This window comes from Saccharopolyspora kobensis (genome assembly GCF_900108315.1).
Taxonomy (GTDB): Bacteria; Actinomycetota; Actinomycetes; order Mycobacteriales; family Pseudonocardiaceae; genus Saccharopolyspora; species Saccharopolyspora kobensis.
Map to the genome: position 1 here is coordinate 1,501,994 of NZ_FNVB01000002.1, position 16,889 is coordinate 1,518,882.

Sequence of the window (16,889 nt, forward strand, 5' to 3'; positions counted from 1 at the left end):
GTTCCCAGATTTCGCCACAGCGATCTCAGGTGTATCGCGCACTACGTTGAGTCACAAGCACCCAGCCGGGTAAGGCCTGCACTTCCCGTCCTGCGGATCCCGGTTTCCGCGCCGGTTCGCGCAGAACATCACCCCTTCGTGGTCGACCGGACGTGGATAGATCGACACGACGCGCAGGGGCCGCCGCCCGGCCGCGGCGTGCACCGGGTGTAATCGGCCCGCGGGTCCCCGGACTGGACGGAACCGCCGGTTCGTACTTCCATGGGAACCGCAACGCTGTTCGAGCAGGCCCGGAGGGTGCCATGAGCGAACGCAAGGTCGTCGTCGGTGTTGACGGGTCGGACCCGTCGAAGTGCGCGTTGCGGTGGGCGGTGAAGCAGGCGGCGCTGCTGGACGCCACCGTGCACGCGGTCGGGGCCTGGGAGTTCCCGGCGTTCTACAGCTGGGAGGGCGGCCCGATGCCACCCGACGACTTCGAGGACGCCGCGCGCAAGGCCCTGGACGACACCGTCGAGCAGGTGCAGGGCGAGAACCTCCCGTCCGTGCCGATCGAGCGCGAGCTCACCCACGCGCACGCCGCTCAGGCGCTGCTGGACGCATCGGAAGGAGCCGAGCTGCTGGTGGTCGGCAGCCGGGGGCACGGCAGCTTCTACGGCGCGCTGCTCGGTTCGGTGAGCCAGCGGTGCGCCGCGCACGCCAAGTGCCCGGTGGTCATCGTCCGGCACTGACCACGTGGCCCAGGCGCTCGGAGAGGGTGAGCGCTCCTTCGGCGATCAGGTCGCGAAGGGCCGCTTCGGTCTCCTCGTTCCAGCGCAGGATCGGCACCGCGATGCTGATCGCGGCCACGACGTCGCCGGTGCGGTCGCGCACCGGTGCGGCCACGCACGCCACCGCTTCGTTGGATTCGCAGTACTCCCGCGCCACCCCGGTCTCGAGTACCCGGTCCAGTTCGGCGCGCAGTTCCTTGCGGGTGGCGATGCTGTGCTCGGTCATCGCCTTGAGCTTTCGGTTGCCGTACAGCTCGTCGACCTCGGCGCGCGGCAGGGCGGCGAGCAGGGCCTTGCCGACGGCGGTGCAGTGCGCAGGCAGCCTGCGCCCGACCGCGGAGACCATGCGGACCGGGTGACTGCTGTCGACCTTTGCCACGTAGAGCACCTCGGCGCCCTCGCGGACACCGACGTGCACGGTTTCCTGGCAGCGCTCGGCGATCTCCTCGGCGACCAGCTGACCTTCCCGGGCCAGGTCGAGGCGCTCGGCGTAGGCCGAACCGAGCTGGAATCCGCGCACGCCGAGCCGGAACTTGTTGCTGCCGCGTCCCGCGGGCATCAGGTAGCCGCGTTCGCTGAGGGTGCCGACCAGCTCGTGCACCGTGGTGCGCGGCAGGCCGAGCTTCGCGGTGATCTCCGGTGCGCTGAGCTCCTCGATGTCCAGGAACAGCTCCAGGACGTCGAATGCTCGTTCCACGGCTGGTACCGCTCGTGCCACCGCTGGTGCTCCTCCCCCGCCGACCGCGTTCGGCCGTGACCGGTATTTCGAACATCGTATCCGATACCGGCCACGAACTGGAGGTTCCGCTTGACCGCTCCTTTCCGCGCTGCATACGATTTCCCGAACGTCGTTTGGGATCTCGAACGGAGTGGTTCAATGCGCCAGACCCGGGATTTCCTGCGCTCCCAAGGCCTGCCCGGGGAGGACGCCCCGGCCACCAGCACCAAGCGGTTCCCGGACGGCGCCCAGTACCGGGTGGAGATCCCGAGCACCGAAGGCCCCGAGGTGCTCGATGCCGTGCTCGCCGAGGCCGACGCCCGCGAGGTCGTGGTGCACCGGATCTCGCAGGGCAGCGGCGGGATGCTGCTCACCGATGCGGAACTGCGCGAGATGGCGCGCACCGCCGCGGCGCGCTCGGTCGAGCTGAGCCTGTTCGCCCGGCCCGTCGCCGGCTGGGACACCAGCCCGATGGCCACCGCCGCCGGCGGCGGCCCGGTGGCGGCGCAAGCGCGCGGCACCGAACAGCTCGTGCACGTGCTGGAGGACATCAAGCGGACGGCCGAGGCCGGCGTCCGCAGCGTCCTGGTCACCGATCTCGGCGTGCTCAAGACCGCATCGGCCATGCGCGCGGCCGGGGACCTGCCGCCGGACCTGCAGTTCAAGATCAGCGTTCAGATGGGACTGGCGAACCCGGCCGCGGTGCGCATCGCCGAGGACCTGGGCGCCGACACCTACAACGTGCCCACCGACCTGAGCATCGGGCAGCTGGCCGCGATCCGCGCCGCCACCGAGCTGCCGCTGGACGTCTACGTGGAGGCGCCCGACGACATGGGCGGTTTCGTCCGGCACTTCGAGATCGCCGAGATCGTGCGCGTCGCGGCACCCGTGTACGTCAAGTTCGGCCTGCGCAACGCCCCGAACATCTACCCCAGCGGCACCCACCTGACGCCCACCGCCGTGGCGCTGGGCCGGGAACGGGTGCGCCGCGCGCGGATCGGACTGGACCTGCTGCACCGCTACGCCCCGGAGGCCGAGGCCTCGCAGCTGCCCGCCGAGGGGCTCGCCGTGCCGCAACCGGATTCCACAGTGGACTGATCCGGGCGTTGACGCCACCCGGCCCGGCGGCCAGAGTATGCCTGCACCCGGCGAAGGAGTCGCGATGGCAGCGCCCACCCCAGTCCCGGACGTGTTCGACCCGCGCAGGTACGCCATGGGCGTGCCGCACGAGGACTTCGCCTGGCTCCGCGAGCACGCGCCGGTGAGCTGGCAGCAGGAGCGCGAGGTCGGCGCCTGGCCCGGCGGCCCCGGTTTCTGGGCGGTGACCCGGTACAGCGACGTGGTCGCGGTGCTGAAGTCCGCCGAGGTCTTCTCGTCCTGGCTCGGCGCCACCCAGATCCGCGACCCGGATCCGGCGGACCTGCCGTTCATCCGGCGCATGATGCTCAACCTCGACCCGCCGGAGCACGGCGGGCTGCGGCGGCTGGTCAGCCGCGCGTTCACGCCGCGGCGCGTCGACCGGTTCCGCGAGGCGGTGGCGGAGCGGGCACGGCTGCTGGTCGACGAGGTGGCCGAGCGCGGTGGCTGCGACCTGCCCGTCGAGGTGACCGACGACTACCCGCTGCGCAACCTCGCGGACCTGCTCGGCGTTCCGGAGGCCGATCGCGGGATGCTGCTCGCGTGGACCAACCGGGTCATCGGCTACCAGGACCCGGAGCACTCCGAGGTCGCGCTGGACGCCGACGGCAGGCCGGTCAACCCGCGCTCCCCGGCGATGCTGGCGGACATGTTCGCCTTCGCCCAGGACCTCGCCGCGTTCAAGCGCCGCAATCCGGCCGACGACGTGATGACCGCGCTGGCCAACGCCGAGCTGGACGGGCGCGGGCTGGCCGACGCCGAACTGGAGATGTTCTTCTTCCTGCTCTCGGTGGCCGGCAACGACACCGTGCGCAGCGCCCTGCCGGGCGGGGTGCTGGCCTTCGCCCGGCATCCCGACCAGCACCGGCTGCTGCTGGCGGAACCGGAACTGCTCGACTCCGCGGTGGAGGAGACGCTGCGCTTCCACCCGCCGGTGCTCAGCTTCCGCCGCACCGCCACGGCCGATGCCGTGCTGGGCGGGCAGCGGATCCGCGCCGGCGACAAGGTCGTGGTGTTCCACTGCTCGGCGCACTTCGACGACGAGCAGTTCCCCGAACCGCACCGCTTCGACATCCGCCGCTCCCCCAACGCACACGTCGCCTTCGGCGACGGCCCGCACGTCTGCCTGGGCGCGCACTTCGCCCGGCTGCAGCTGCGCGCCTTCTACCGCGAGGCGCTGTGGCGGCTGCGCGATCTCCAGGTGACCGGGCCGGTGCAGCACCTGGTGTCGAACTTCATCAACGGCATCAAGCACCTGCCGCTGTCCTTCACACCCGCTGCGCGCTGAACTGCCGCAGCAAGCCCGCCCGCGTCCAGAGAAGGACCCGGGTCCCCGCCGACCAGCCGACAACGGGCTCCAAGGCCTATCGTCGGGCGATATGAGCACTGCTGCGCCGCTGCGCTCGCGGTCGGGTCGCTGGATCCTCGTCGCCACGATCCTGGGCTCCGGGGTGGCGTTCCTGGACGGGTCGGTCGTCAACGTCGCGCTGCCCGCGATCGGTCGTGCGGTGGGCGGCGAGCTCAGCGTGCTGCAGTGGGTGCTCGACTCCTACCTGCTCACCCTCAGCGCGTTGCTGCTGCTCGGCGGGGCGCTCGGCGACCGCTACGGCCGCCGGCGGGTGTACGTGGTCGGGCTGGTGCTGTTCACCGTCGCGTCGCTGGGGTGCGGGCTCGCACCGACCGGTGAGGCGCTCGTCGTGGCGCGGTTGCTGCAGGGCGTGGGCGGAGCGCTGCTGGTGCCGGGCAGCCTGGCGCTGATCAACTCGACCATCCGGCACGACGATCGCGGCGAGGCGGTGGGCCGGTGGGCGGGGCTGACCGGGGTGGCCTCGGCGATCGGCCCGTTCGTCGGCGGCTGGCTGGTGGACGCGGCGTCCTGGCGCTGGGTGTTCTTCATCAACGTGCCGATCGCGGCCGCCGCGCTGCTGGCGCTGCGGCACGTCCCGGAAACCCGGAACCCGCAGGCGGCGGGGCGGCTGGACGTCTTCGGCGCGATCGCGGTGACCGTCGGGCTGGCCGGGACGGTGTTCGCGCTGATCGAGATCCCGGTCGCGGGCTGGACGCCGCTGACCACCGCGGCGGCCGTGGCCGGAGCCGCGGGCCTGGTGGCCTTCCCGCTGATCGAGCTGCGCCACCCGAGCCCGCTGCTGCCGCTGTCGCTGTTCCGCTCAGCGCAGTTCACCGGCGCCAACCTCACCACGCTGGCCGTGTACGCGGCGCTGAGCGGTGCGTTGTTCCTGCTGTCGCTGCAGTTGCAGCAGTCGATGGGCTACAGCGCCCTCGCCGCGGGGATCGCGACGCTGCCGATCACCATCATCATGCTGCTGCTCTCCAGCCGCGTGGGCGCGGTCGCGCAGCGCACCGGCCCGCGGCTGCCGATGACGTTCGGCCCGATCATCTGCGCGGTGGGTCTCGCCCTGCTGACCTGGGCGGTGCCGGGCAGCACCTACCTCACCGGGGTGCTGCCGGGTGTGCTGGTGTTCGGCCTCGGCCTGTCGATCACGGTCGCGCCGCTGACGTCGGCGGTGCTCGCCTCGGTGAGCGAGGACAACGCCGGAGTCGCTTCCGGCGTGAACAACGCGGTGTCCCGGCTCGCCGGGTTGCTCGCGGTGGCGGTGCTGCCGGTGGTCGCCGGACTGTCGCGCACCGAAGCCGGTGCCCCGCTCGGCCCCGGCTTCGTCACGGCACTGCTGATCTCAGCTGTCCTGTGCGCGGCAGGCGGAGTCCTGTCCTGGCTCACCATCGGCCGAGCGGAACCCGTGGACACCTACCCGCTCCCAGGCGTGAACCACGCCTGCCAAGACCCCTGCACCTGCCGCCAGGACCGCTGATCCCGGGCGGTCAGCCCGCGGCCCGCTTGGCCTGGACCTCTTCGGCGGTCATCGCCTCACCGCCGATCGCCCAGCTGCCGCTGGGCGTCTCGGTGACGACCACGTGCGTGACCGGGCGCAGGGCTTCGCCTTCGACGGCGATGACCGCTTCGGACACGCTCTCCACCAGCCGTCGCTGTTCCTCCGCGGTGAACACCCCGGCGATCACCTTGATGTCGATGAACGGCATCTGACGGCTCCTCCGCGCTCCGCTGCTCGGTGCGCTCACGTGCTGATTCGGACTCCGGTCATGCGGCGCGGACACCCGGTGCCGTCAGGCGCTGCATGCGGAGGAGCCAGAGCTCCAGTTCGGCGAGCTGGCCGTCGAGGCTCTCGCTGCCGTACATGTCCGGGCTGGCGCGCAGAGTCATCAACTCTTCCCAGCGCCGTTCCATCTGGTCGATCATCTCTCGCACCGTCACCTGCGGCCCCTCTCCCCGAACGAGTACCGCCGTCGACGGTACGGCGGTGGTGTGCACGCTCGGTAAGGCCAAAAGTCACGGTTTCACCCGATCCGCCCGATGTGGAGCACCCCACCGCCGCGTGCTGTTGTGGTGTGATCAAGACATGCGAAGAGGTCGTCGAGGGCACCCGTGCGAACCCGACATCAGCCAGATCGGCCTCTGGCGCTGCGATGTCTGCGGGCAGCAGTGGGAGATCCACGGCGTCGCGGGCAACCCGCGGATCCGCAAGGTCAGCCGCGTCGGCTGGTTCCTCGCCAAGCTGTTCGGCTGAGGCGGCCGGCCAGCAGCACGATGAGCAGGCCCGCGACCGGGACCACCACCAGGCCGAGGCGCAGGCTCACCGCGTCCGCCAGCAGACCGACCACCGGCGGCCCGGCCAGCACCCCGAACCGGTAGAGCCAGCCGACGATGGCCAGGCCCGCTCCCGGCGGCAGGCCCGGTACGGCGTCGGCCGCGTTGAACCCGGCCGGGATGATCGTGGCGATCCCCCAGCCGGCCAGGGCGAAACCGGTGATCGCGGTCGGGATCGAGGGCCACAGCAGCGCACCGCCGACGGCCACGACCACCAGCGCTCCCCCGGCTCGCGCGACGGCGCGGGCGCCGAAGCGGTTGACCAGCCGGTCGCCGGTGAGCCTGCCGATGGTCTGGGCTGCTTGCAGCGCGACGAACACCCCGCCGGACAGCGCGGCCGCCGCGCCGAGCGAGTCGCGCAAGTAGATCGCGCCCCACGACGCGGCGGTGTCCTCGACCAGCGCACCCGCTGAGCACAGAGCGCCCAGCGCCAGCAGGGCCAGCAGGGTTCGCGCTCCCGGCCGGGCCCGCGGGTTGCCCCGGTGCGCGGAATCGTCCGGCCCGGGGAGCAGGAACGTACGGCTGGCGACGGCCACCGCCGCGAGCACGACGGCGGCCGCACCGAAGTGCAGCGGTAGCGGCGCTGCGACCCCGGCCGCCAACGAACCGCCCAGACCGCCGATGATCGCGCCGACGCTCCACAGGCCGTGCAGCGAGTTCACGATCGATCGCCCGTAGGCGCGCTGGACCCGCAGGCCGTGCGCGTTCATCGCCACGTCGACCACCGCGTCCATCGCCCCCGCCACGAACAGCGCTCCGGCCAGCTGCCACCAGTTCGCCGCGAGCCCGATCGCGACCAGGTCCGCGGCCAGCAGCGCCGAGCACCACACCGCGACGTCCGCCGAGCGCCACCTGGCCAGCAGCGGGCCGGCCAGCAGACCGGCTGCCATCGCCCCGAGCGGGAACGCCGCGATGGCGGTGCCCAGCGCGGCATTGGAAAGGCCCAGTGAGTCCTGCAATTCCGGGTAGCGCGGCACCACGCTGGCGAAACTCGCCCCGTTGACCAGGAACAGCGCGGCCACCGCCAGTCGCGCCGCGACCGGTGCGGTTTTCGGCATCACCGTCCTCCTCCCGGTAGCTCCCGCGATCATGCCAGCTGCGGCGCACTAGAGTCGGGACCGCAGCCCCCGGAACCTGGAAGTCCACTGTGGAGGAATCGTTGAACGTGCTGGCGACGTTGTCCGTCGGACCGGTCACCTACCAGCTGCGCCGGGCGAGCGGTGCCGACCTGGCCGCCGTCGTCGGGCTGCTGGCCGCCGACCAGCTCGGCGCGACCCGGGAGTCGGCCGTCGACCTGGAGCCGTACCGAGCGGCGTTCGCGGCCATCGACGCCGATCCGGCGCAGCTGCTGCTGGTGGCGACCGCCGCGGACGAGGTCGTGGCGACCATGCAGCTGACGTTCATCCCGGGGCTCGCCCGGCGCGGTGCGCTGCGCGCCCAGATCGAAGCGGTGCGCGTGCACGAGCAGCACCGCAGCCACGGCCTCGGCGGCGAGATGTTCCAGTGGGCCATCGGCGAAGCCCGCCGGCGCGGTTGCGCCCTGGTGCAGCTGACCACCGACAAGCAGCGGGCGAACGCGCACCGCTTCTACGAGCGGCTCGGCTTCACCGCCTCCCACGAGGGCTTCAAGATGGCGCTGTGACCACCGGCTACGCTGGTGGCGCGATGCGACGCAAGCTCAGCTCGCCGCTGCCGCAGCGGCACGGCGTGGACCCGGTCCGGATGCGGCTTCCGCTCGACGGGCACTGGCGCACCGTCCGGGACCACCTGGTCGACCGGATCCCGAAGCTCCCGCCGGAGCGCATCGACACCATGCTGCGCGAAGGGCTGATCGTCGGGACCGACGGGCCGCTCGGCCTCGACAGCCCGTTCGTCCCTGGCTCATTCCTCTGGTTCCACCGCGATCTGCCGGTCGAGGTGCCCGTGCCGTTCGCGATCGACGTGGTGCACCGGGACGAGCACCTGCTGGTGGTGGACAAGCCGCACTTCCTGGCCACGACACCGCGCGGCGGGCACGTCGTGGAGACCGCGCTGATCAGGCTGCGGCGCGAGCTCGACCTGCCCGAGCTCAGCCCCGCGCACCGGCTGGACCGGCTGACCGCCGGGCTGGTCATGTTCGTCATCACCCCGCGGCACCGCGGTGCGTACCAGACGCTGTTCCACGACCGGCTGGTGCACAAGGAGTACGAGGCCGTCGCCGCTTTCGACCCGGACCTGCAGCTGCCCCGCACGGTGCGCAGCCGGATCCACAAGCAGCGCGGTGTGCTGGCCGCCGAGGAGGTGCCGGGCGAGCCCAACAGCGAAACCCTGGTGGAGCTCGTCGAGCACCGCGGCGGTCTCGGCCGCTACCGGCTGCTGCCGCGCACCGGGCGCACCCACCAGCTGCGGGTGCACCTCAACAGCCTGGGCGTTCCGATCCTCGGCGACGACCTGTACCCGGTGGTGCGGCAGCGGGCCGCCGACGACTTCGCCGACCCGCTGCAGCTGCTGGCCAAGGTGCTGGAGTTCACCGATCCGGTCACCGGGCACCGGCGGCGCTTCGAATCGCGCCGGGTGCTGAGCGGCTGGTCGGCACCCGATTCCGGGGGATGATCGCCGCCGCGACCATCCCCCGCCGGTTCACGCCGCCGAGGTCAGCACCGTTCCGCCGCTGCGCCCGGTGGGGCTGCCGTCGAGCAGCACCGGCACACCGTTGACCAGCACCGCCGAGCATCCCGAGGCCAGCTGCCACGGCTGCTCGAAGGTGGAGTTGTCGATGATCCCGGCCGGGTCGAGCACCACGACGTCGGCGGCCTTGCCCGCCGCGAGCACGCCGCGGTCGGCCAGCCCGATCCTGGCCGCGGGCAACGACGTCATCTTGCGCACCGCGTCCTCCAACGTCAGCACCCCGCGTTCCCGCACGTAGCGGCCGAGAACCCGGGCGAAGGTGCCGAAGCTGCGCGGGTGCGGCCTGCCGTCGCCGCGCTCGGTCATGGTCCAGCCGTCGCTGGCCACCGACACCCACGGGTGCCGGAGCACGGTGTCGACGTCGGCTTCGCTCATCGCGTGGTTCACGATCATCACGTTCGCCGCGTGCGCCACCAGCACGCGCAGCGCCGCTTCGGCCGGGTCCACGCCGTCCCGGCGGCCGATCTCCGCGACCGACAGGCCGATGTCCGCGCTCTGCGCGCCGATCGGCAGGTCGGCGATGACCAGGCCCTCCGGGTCGATGTCCCGGCCGAACCTGGCCCGCAGCTCAGCGGCGATGCGCTCCCGGGTCGCCGGATCGGCCAGCCTGGCCAGCAGCGCGTCCTTGCCGCCGTCGACCGCCCACGGGCTCAGACGCGACACCAGCGAGGTGCTGGATGCCGTGTACGGGTAGACGTCGGCGGCGACGTCCACACCCCGCTGCCGGGCCGCGTCGATGAGCGCGAGCGCTTGCACCACCTTGCCGTGGTTCTCCGGCCCCATCGCCTTGAGGTGCGAGATCTCCAAGCGGGCGCCCGCGAGCTCCGCGGCTTCGATCGCCTCGCGAACCGCGTCGAGCAGCGTCGCAGCCTCGTTGCGCATGTGCGTGGAGTACAGCAGCCCGGCCGAGGCCGCCGCGGCGACCAGGGCGCGCACTTCGGCGGCGTCGGCGAACACGCCCGGGGCGTAGATCAGCCCGGTGGAGAAGCCGACGGCTCCTTGCCGCGCGGCGATCGTCACCAGCTCGCACATCCTCTCGAGCTCGGTTCCCGTCGGCGCCCGGTCGGCGTCGCCGAGCACCGCCAGCCGCACCGCGTTGTGGCCGACCTGCAGCGCGACGTTGACCGCCGATCCTTCGACGACCTCGCGGAATCCCGCCGCATCGCGCCACTTCCAGCTCAGCGCCCGGTCGTCGATGATGCTGGCGCGGCGGATCAGGTCCAGATCGGTGAACGGGAACGGCGAGTGCCCGCAGTTGCCGGTCACCAGGGTCGTCACGCCCTGGTGGATCTGCGTGACGGCCGCCGGGGCGCCCTCCAGGGTGTAGTCGGCGTGGGAGTGCAGGTCGATGAAACCGGGCGCGACGACCTGCCCGGTGGCGTCGATCTCCCGCCGCCCGGCCAGTTTTCCGGAACTCACCTCGGTGATCCGGTCACCGGTGATGCCGATGCTGCCGTTGCGCCGCGGCGCCCCGGTCCCGTCGACCAGCTCACCGCCGTTGATCACGACGTCGAACATGGCATCTCCTCTCAGCTGGTCTCGAAGAACAGGATCACCGCGTACATCAGGCAGCACGGCACCAGCAACGCGAAGCCGGTCAGCAGGATGTTCTTCAGGTTGGTCGAACGGGCCAGGCTCATCGAGCCGACCATGTTGGCGTTCGGGAACGGGCCGTAGGTGTCGGCCTTGGACGCGAACAGCAGCACCACGACCCAGGCCCCAGCGCTGATCCCGAGGCTGGCCGCGAGCTCACCGAAGACCTTGTCCAGCAGCACCACCTGCGCGGCGGTCGCACCGGGCACCCCGACCCAGCCGAGCGCGGCGATGAGCAGCGCGAACACGAACGGCGACAGACCACGCATGTCCGTGCCGTAGGTGTCGAGGATGACCTGGAACGGCTGCAGCTCGTCGATCCCGGCGAACAGCACCGCCAGCAGCCAGAACAGCAGGAACACGTTCACCAGCCGGGCCGCGCCGCGGTACATCTGGACCGCGATCTCGGTCGGGCTCAGGCCGCCGACCAGTCCGGCCACGATGCCCATCAGCGGCAGCGCGAGCAGCGGGAACGTGGTGCCCGCGCCGGAGGCGATCGCGTAACCGACGCTGGCGACCAGGACGAGGGCGAACGCCGCGGTCGCCCGCCCGCTGCCCCGCTTCGGCGCGTCGTCGGTGGCACCGAGGTCGGCGGCGTCGTAGTCGTCGCCGGTGCCCTCGGTCCGCCGCTGCATCCACGGCACGATCACCAGGCCCGCGACCAGCGACAGCACCGCCAGCGGCCCCGCCCCGTAGAGCAGGTACTGCAGGTAGCCGACCTCGGCCGCGCTCATGATCGCGACGTTGGAACCGGCGAAGGGCGCCAGCGCCAGACCCGCGCAACCACCGGTGAACATCATCGCCGCCGTCGCAGAGCGGGTGAAGCCGAGCCTGGCAACGACCGGCAGCAGCAGCGGCGCGGCGATCGCCAGCGCACCGGCCAGGGTGCCGAGGCTGGCGACCAGCAGCAGGCAGGAGACCATCACGCCCAGCGTCGCGGCCGTTCGGTTGCGCTCGCCGACCACGCGCATCACGCCGCGCACGATCGTCGCCGCGATGCCGGTGCTGCGCAGGATCTCGCCGACCCCGGCGCCGAGCATGATCACCAGTCCGATGACGGTGACCTGGTCGCCCAGCGATTCGCCGAGCAGCTCGCCGATCTCCGCCGGGGTGGGCAGCATGATCAGCAGCGCGGAGATCACCGCGACGACGGTGGCCACCATGATGTCCATGCCCAGCAGCGCCAGCGCCGCGTAGAGCACGATCGGCACCAGGCCCCACAACGTCGGCGCCTGGACGAACGGCCCGAGCGCTCCGGACAGGACGAGGCCGCCGATGGCGGTGGTGGTGATGGTCAGTCTTCGGCCCCTGGAGGGCCCGGCATCGGCGCGCGGCGGAGCGCCGGCGCTGTCCACATCGCTCATGAGGACTGCTTTCTGTGGGTCTGGTGGCTGTGCTCGGCGATGAAGTCCTCATCGACCTCGACGCCGAGCCCCGGGGTGGTGGGCACGGCGACGACCCCGTTGTGCGCGGCCAGCGGCGGGTTCACCACATCGCTGGCGTAGTACTTCTCCGACGCCGAGACGTCGGAGGGCAGGCTGAAACCGGGCAGGCTGGAGAGCGCGACGTTGGCGATGCGGCCGATGCCGAACTCGTGCATCCCGCCGCACCACACCGGCCACCCCGCGTCGCGGGCCAGGTCGTGCGCGGCCACGGCGGTGGTCAGCCCGCCCATCCGGGAGGCCTTGATGTTGAGGACCCGGCCCGCCCGCAGCGCGATCGCGGTGCGCAGGTCGTCCAGCGTGTCCACGGATTCGTCCAGGCAGACCGGCGTTTCGATGCTCGCCTGCAGTTCGGCGGAGGGCAGCAGCGCGCGGGGCGCGAACGGCTGCTCGATCATCGCCAGCTCGAAGTGGTCGAGTTCGCGCAGCACGGCGCGGTGCTCCGGGACGTCCAGGTAGGCGCCGTTGGCATCGACGTGCAGGTTCAGCCGCGGGAACGCCGAGCGCACCTGCTTGACCGGTTCGACGTCCCAGCCCGGGGCGATCTTCAGCTTCACCCGCGGGTATCCGGCGTCGACCTGGCGCTGCACCTGCTCCAGCAGGTCGTCGATGGTGGGCTCGATGCCCAGCGACACCCCGGCCACCACGGTTTCCCGCTCGCCGCCGAGCGCGGCGGCCAGCGAAACGCCCTGCTGCGCCGTCCACAGCGCCCAGCCCGCGGCGTCGATGCCGGCGGCGGCGAAGCGGTGCCCGCGCACCTTCCCGTACAGCTCGCCGAGTTCGCGCGGGTGCTCGACCTCGCGGCCGAGGATGGCGGGCAGCAGGTACTCGGTGGCGATCAGCCAGCTGGTGCCGACGGTGTCGGACGCGTAGTACGGATCGCTCGGCGAGGCGATCTCGCCCCAGCCGACGGCTCCGGTCTCGTCGACCAGCCGCACCAGGATGTGCTCCAGGTGGCTCTTGCGGTGCGAGCTGGTCTGGAAGCTGTGCTTCAACGGCAGCCGGACGCGGTGCAGCGTCGCGCTGTCGATCTTCATCAGGTCTCCGATCGGGGGTTGTCGGCTTCGTCGGCGTAGATGCCCAGTGCGCGGGAGAAGCGGTCCCGCTCGCCGAAGCGGCGCTGTGCGCCCTTGGCGCTGGCGGTGATCAAGGTGGCCAGCACGTGCGACACCGCGGCCACGGCGGTCGGCGAGTCCGAATAGGACGCGCTCTCGGTCTGCACCACGATCACCGCGTCCGCGACGGCGGCCAGCGGTGCGTCCTCGGCATCGGTGACCACGACCAGCGTGCCGCCGGAGGCGGCGAACTGGCGGGCGACCTCGATGCTCTCGCGGCGGTAGCGGCGCAGCGAGAAGACGACCAGCGCATCGCTGGAGCGCACCTCGGTGAGCACGTCGACGGCCTGCACGATCCGGCCGTCGATGGTGGTCACGTTCGACAGCGAGGCGCCGAGGTCGGCGGCCAGCAGGCACGCGTAGGCGAAGGACTTGCCCGCGCCCAGGATGAACCGGCGGCGCGCCCGCACCACCAGCGCGGCGGCCCGTTCCACCGACCCGTCCCGGGCGATCGACTCCATCGCCGCGTCCAGCGACCGGATCTCCTGCTCGGCGATCCGCTGCTGCAGCACGGCCGCCGAACGGCGCTGCACGCGCGCGTCGAAGCGCTGGCGCGGGCTGGTCAGGTCGCGGTTGGTGTCATGCGCGGTCAAGGTCGCCTCCGGTGATCGGGATACGGGCGAACCAGTAAACCGAGGTCTCGGCCGACACCTGACGGCAGGAGCGGGCGACGAGGCCGCGGGCCAGCAACTCGTGGAACCCGGCGCGCACCGCGGATCTCACCTCGGCGGCGCGGTCGGGTTCGAGCAGCGCCGGGTCCGACGGGAGCACGAGGCGTCCGTGCGCGCCGAAGTCCTGCCAGGTGCCCCATTCGGCGCGGGTGACCGGCGGGTTCGGCTCGGGGGGCGCGAAGGGCACGGGCGAGCGCTCCAGATCCCACTCGACGACGACGCGGTCCGAGTGCTCGTGCAGGTAGAAGTCGTCGACGTACCAGCGGCCGGCCGCGCCCAGGACGTCGAGGTTGAAGTGCGCGTTGCGGGAGATCAGCGGGTCGTAGCTCCAGCGCATGTAGCGCATCCCGGTGTTGCGGGCGACTGCGGCCTGCGCCTGCTTCAGCTTGCGGCCGAGCCCCAGGCCCTGACTCTCCGGCGCGACGACCGCCGCCTGCGAGTAGTGGTACATGCGCGTGCCGTCACCGCCGCGCATGCCGTAGGCGAAGCCGAGCAGCGCGCCGTCCGCGTCCACCGCTCCGACGACCGAGCCGCCGTTGCGCAGCAGCGCCGTCAGCAGCGGCGGGCTCAGCCCGACGTCGGAATCGCGATAGCCGAAAACTCGCCGGTACAGCGCGGCCGCCTGCCGCTGCAGCTCGGCGGTGTCCAGGTCCCGGACGACGAAATCGGCCGCCCGGAGCCCCGATGCCGGTCCGCGTCCCACGGCCCCTCCTTCACGCAGCGCATCGGCGCCGTTGCCCCGAGTCGCCACCATATGAAACGTAACTCGCACAAGATGAGTCCATATTTCCCTTTTGTCAACGGTCTTGTGTGGACAAGTTCGGGCATATACGTTTCGTATCCGTGAGTCAGATCGAGACGCTCCCCGTCCAGCCGATGCGCGACCGGCTGCACCGCTACGTCCAGCTGGAAACGCCGAGCGGAGGTGCGGACGCGCTCGACGCGCTGCTCGATCTGCTGGAAGCGCGCTACGCCGAGCTCGGCGCCCGCACCGAGCGGCACCCGAGCGCCACCGGCGCCAACCTGGTCGCGCACTTCCCCGGCACCGGCGACAAGCAGCACGAACGACCGGTGCTGTGCCTCGGCCACCACGACACCGTGTGGCCGACGGGCACGCTCGACGGCCCGGTGCCGTGGCTGGAGCAGGACGGCCGCGTGCACGGGCCTGGTGTGTACGACATGAAGGGCGGCCTCGTCGTCTTCGAGACCGCCGTCGAACTCCTCGCCCAGCACGGCAGCGCCCACCGGCCGATCACGATGATCCTGGTGGCGGACGAAGAAGTCGGCTCGCCTTCGGCGCGCGAACTCGTCGCCGAGCACTGCCGCGACGCGATCGCTGCGCTGGGCTTCGAACCCCCGCACCCCGACGGCGCGGTCAAGACCTCCCGCTGGGGCAGCACCCGCGTCCGCATCCGCGTGACGGGCCGGGAATCGCACGCCGCGCTGGCCCCGGAGGACGGCGCGTCGGCCATCGAGGAGCTGATCGACCAGCTGCTGGTCGTGCGCCGGATCGCCACCGAGCACCCGGACATGCTGTGCAACGTCGGCACCATCTCCGGCGGCGGACGCACGAACGTGGTGCCCGGTGAGGCGTGGTGCGAGATCGGCATGCGCTTCACCGACACGGCGACCGAGAACTCCGCGCTGGCGGCGCTGCAGCGTTTGACGCCCGTCCGCCCCGGCACGACCGTCAGCGCGGACATCCTCACCAGCCGTCCAGTGTGGACCGAGCCGGAGTCCGCCGGGCTCACCGAGGTGCTGACCCGCGCCGCGCGAGCGGTCGGCCAGCAGGTCACCGGACGCCCGGCGGCCGGAGCGGCCGACACGAACCTGACGGGCTCCCTGGGAGTGCCGAGCCTCGACGGCCTGGGCCCGGTCGGCCGCGGAGCCCACGCCCCGGACGAGCAGATCATCGCAGCCACCCTCCCCGAACGAGCAGCCCTGACCGCCTCCCTGCTGGCCCACCTGTGACCGACTCGGCGGTCGTCCTTGACCTTGCCCCTGGGGGCAGGGTTTAGCGTGGCTTCGGAGGTGGATCGTGCGCATCGGCGAGCTCGCGCAGCGAGCACGGGTTTCGATCAAGGCCGTCCGCTACTACGAGCGGCTCGGCTTGGTGACTCCCCTTCGCAGGCCCAACGGCTACCGCTGGTACGACGAGTCACACGTGCGGCTGGTCGAGGAGATCCGGGAGCTCGCCGCCAACGGCATTCCGCCGAGCCGGGCGAGGCCGTTCATCGAGTGCCTGGGCGCGGGCCACGCGCACAGCGACGACTGCGTGACCTCCCTGGTCGCATACCGCGACAGCATCGCCGAGCTGGACCGCGCGATCGCCTCCCTCACCGCCCGGCGCGACCTGCTCGTCCGCAGGTTGCACCGCGGCGCCGCTCGGAGTTTCGCCAAGGAGAACGCGATGACCGACTACACCGCCCTCCCCGCAGACCTACCCGCGCCCGAAGACGACGGAGCCGCCGACCACCTGGCCGGTAGGCCGCTTCCCGCCCTCGTCCTGAGCGCCACAAACGGGCAGGAGATCGACCTCAGCGCCCTCGCACCCGGCCGGACGATCATCTACTGCTACCCCCTGAGCGGGCGTCCCGGCACAGACCTGCCCGAAGGGTGGGACGCCATCCCGGGAGCGCGCGGGTGCACCGCGGAGGCGTGCGGCTTCCGGGACCACTTCGCCGATCTGCGGCAGGTCGGAGTTTCGCAGGTCTTCGGCCTGTCGAGCCAGGACGCGGAGTACCAGGGCGAGCTCGTCGAACGACTGCACCTGCCGTTCCCGATGCTCTCGGACCCGCACTTCGCGATGGCCGAAGCGCTCCGGCTGCCGACCTTCGAGGCCCCTGGCCACGACCGCCTCTACTCGCGACTCACGCTGGTGATCTCCAACGGTCGCATCGAGCACGTCTTCTACCCCGTCTTCCCGCCCAACGCACACGCCCAGCAGGTTCTCGACTGGCTGACCGAGAGCACGCAGATCGGCTAGGCCGGAACTCCTGCCCTGCTCCTGCGCCGCACGGCACTTCCCGGATGACGGCCGGGTTCGGTGTTCACGGCCCGGCCGGAGCCGGTAGGCTGCCGAGCCGTCGCGAGG

At 71.8% G+C, this 16,889-nt stretch carries 18 protein-coding genes; 9 read left to right on the plus strand and 9 right to left on the minus strand.

Annotated elements, in window-relative coordinates; genetic code table 11:
• Positions 1 to 302: 302 nt before the first annotated feature.
• On the plus strand, positions 303 to 728 hold the full coding sequence (locus tag C4T78_RS06830; protein WP_093353654.1) for a universal stress protein: 426 nt from the start codon (positions 303 to 305) through the stop codon (positions 726 to 728).
• On the opposite strand, the gene C4T78_RS06835 is transcribed toward C4T78_RS06830, so the two are convergent.
• Positions 712 to 1,464 carry an IclR family transcriptional regulator gene (locus C4T78_RS06835; protein WP_235863581.1) on the minus strand — a complete coding sequence of 251 codons (753 nt, stop codon included), beginning with the start codon at positions 1,462 to 1,464 and terminating at the stop codon, positions 712 to 714. The two genes, C4T78_RS06830 and C4T78_RS06835, sit on opposite strands and share 17 nt — an antisense overlap.
• A gap of 180 nt (positions 1,465 to 1,644) precedes the next feature.
• Between C4T78_RS06835 and C4T78_RS06840 the strand changes: the two genes are divergently transcribed.
• The 3 genes from C4T78_RS06840 (at position 1,645) to C4T78_RS06850 (ending at position 5,453) form a co-directional block, all read left to right on the plus strand.
• Positions 1,645 to 2,583 carry a U32 family peptidase gene (locus C4T78_RS06840; RefSeq protein WP_093353659.1) on the plus strand — a complete coding sequence of 313 codons (939 nt, stop codon included), beginning with the start codon at positions 1,645 to 1,647 and terminating at the stop codon, positions 2,581 to 2,583.
• A gap of 64 nt (positions 2,584 to 2,647) precedes the next feature.
• Positions 2,648 to 3,910: a cytochrome P450 gene (locus C4T78_RS06845; RefSeq protein WP_093353662.1), complete on the plus strand. Its 1,263-nt coding sequence runs from the start codon at positions 2,648 to 2,650 to the stop codon at positions 3,908 to 3,910.
• A 91-nt stretch (positions 3,911 to 4,001) separates the two neighbouring features.
• Positions 4,002 to 5,453, plus strand: a complete 1,452-nt coding sequence (locus C4T78_RS06850; RefSeq protein ID WP_093353664.1) for an MFS transporter — start codon at positions 4,002 to 4,004, stop codon at positions 5,451 to 5,453.
• A gap of 10 nt (positions 5,454 to 5,463) precedes the next feature.
• On the opposite strand, the gene C4T78_RS06855 is transcribed toward C4T78_RS06850, so the two are convergent.
• Both C4T78_RS06855 and C4T78_RS36305 read right to left on the minus strand, forming a co-directional pair.
• Positions 5,464 to 5,682, minus strand: a complete 219-nt coding sequence (locus C4T78_RS06855) for a tautomerase family protein (RefSeq protein WP_093353667.1) — start codon at positions 5,680 to 5,682, stop codon at positions 5,464 to 5,466.
• A 58-nt stretch (positions 5,683 to 5,740) separates the two neighbouring features.
• Complete coding sequence (locus tag C4T78_RS36305) at positions 5,741 to 5,899, minus strand: hypothetical protein (protein WP_177247614.1); 159 nt, start codon at positions 5,897 to 5,899, stop codon at positions 5,741 to 5,743.
• A 160-nt stretch (positions 5,900 to 6,059) separates the two neighbouring features.
• On the opposite strand from C4T78_RS36305, the gene C4T78_RS36310 reads away from it, so the two are divergent.
• The gene (locus C4T78_RS36310; RefSeq protein WP_177247631.1) at positions 6,060 to 6,227 is read left to right on the plus strand and encodes a hypothetical protein; all 168 of its coding nucleotides are present in this window, start codon (positions 6,060 to 6,062) and stop codon (positions 6,225 to 6,227) included.
• Here C4T78_RS36310 and C4T78_RS06865 read toward each other — a convergent pair.
• Entirely contained in the window at positions 6,187 to 7,365 is a 1,179-nt protein-coding gene (locus C4T78_RS06865) for an MFS transporter (RefSeq protein WP_093353670.1), read from the minus strand. The genes C4T78_RS36310 and C4T78_RS06865 overlap by 41 nt on opposite strands.
• Positions 7,366 to 7,466: 101 nt before the next feature.
• Here C4T78_RS06865 and C4T78_RS06870 point away from each other — a divergent pair, with 101 nt between their 5' ends.
• Positions 7,467 to 7,949 carry a GNAT family N-acetyltransferase gene (locus tag C4T78_RS06870; protein WP_235863582.1) on the plus strand — a complete coding sequence of 161 codons (483 nt, stop codon included), beginning with the start codon at positions 7,467 to 7,469 and terminating at the stop codon, positions 7,947 to 7,949.
• A 23-nt stretch (positions 7,950 to 7,972) separates the two neighbouring features.
• Complete coding sequence (locus C4T78_RS06875; protein WP_093353861.1) at positions 7,973 to 8,899, plus strand: pseudouridine synthase; 927 nt, start codon at positions 7,973 to 7,975, stop codon at positions 8,897 to 8,899.
• A 27-nt stretch (positions 8,900 to 8,926) separates the two neighbouring features.
• Here C4T78_RS06875 and C4T78_RS06880 read toward each other — a convergent pair whose 3' ends face one another.
• Genes C4T78_RS06880 through C4T78_RS06900 form a run of 5 tightly spaced genes read right to left on the minus strand, consistent with a single transcriptional unit; the run spans position 8,927 to position 14,498 of the window.
• Positions 8,927 to 10,492, minus strand: a complete 1,566-nt coding sequence (locus tag C4T78_RS06880) for an N-acyl-D-amino-acid deacylase family protein (RefSeq protein ID WP_093353672.1) — start codon at positions 10,490 to 10,492, stop codon at positions 8,927 to 8,929.
• Positions 10,493 to 10,503: 11 nt separating this feature from the next.
• Positions 10,504 to 11,931 carry a Na+/H+ antiporter NhaC family protein gene (locus C4T78_RS06885; protein WP_093353674.1) on the minus strand — a complete coding sequence of 476 codons (1,428 nt, stop codon included), beginning with the start codon at positions 11,929 to 11,931 and terminating at the stop codon, positions 10,504 to 10,506.
• Complete coding sequence (gene menC / locus C4T78_RS06890) at positions 11,928 to 13,046, minus strand: o-succinylbenzoate synthase (RefSeq protein WP_093353677.1); 1,119 nt, start codon at positions 13,044 to 13,046, stop codon at positions 11,928 to 11,930. The genes C4T78_RS06885 and menC overlap by 4 nt, the downstream gene beginning before the upstream one ends.
• Entirely contained in the window at positions 13,046 to 13,717 is a 672-nt protein-coding gene (locus tag C4T78_RS06895; protein ID WP_218161600.1) for a MurR/RpiR family transcriptional regulator, read from the minus strand. Before C4T78_RS06895 ends, menC begins: the two co-directional genes overlap by 1 nt.
• Positions 13,704 to 14,498: a GNAT family N-acetyltransferase gene (locus C4T78_RS06900; RefSeq protein WP_093353679.1), complete on the minus strand. Its 795-nt coding sequence runs from the start codon at positions 14,496 to 14,498 to the stop codon at positions 13,704 to 13,706. Before C4T78_RS06900 ends, C4T78_RS06895 begins: the two co-directional genes overlap by 14 nt.
• Positions 14,499 to 14,638: 140 nt before the next feature.
• On the opposite strand from C4T78_RS06900, the gene C4T78_RS06905 reads away from it, so the two are divergent.
• On the plus strand, positions 14,639 to 15,766 hold the full coding sequence (locus tag C4T78_RS06905) for a M20/M25/M40 family metallo-hydrolase (protein ID WP_235863583.1): 1,128 nt from the start codon (positions 14,639 to 14,641) through the stop codon (positions 15,764 to 15,766).
• A 67-nt stretch (positions 15,767 to 15,833) separates the two neighbouring features.
• Entirely contained in the window at positions 15,834 to 16,781 is a 948-nt protein-coding gene (locus tag C4T78_RS06910) for a redoxin family protein (protein ID WP_093353682.1), read from the plus strand.
• Positions 16,782 to 16,889 lie beyond the last annotated feature (108 nt).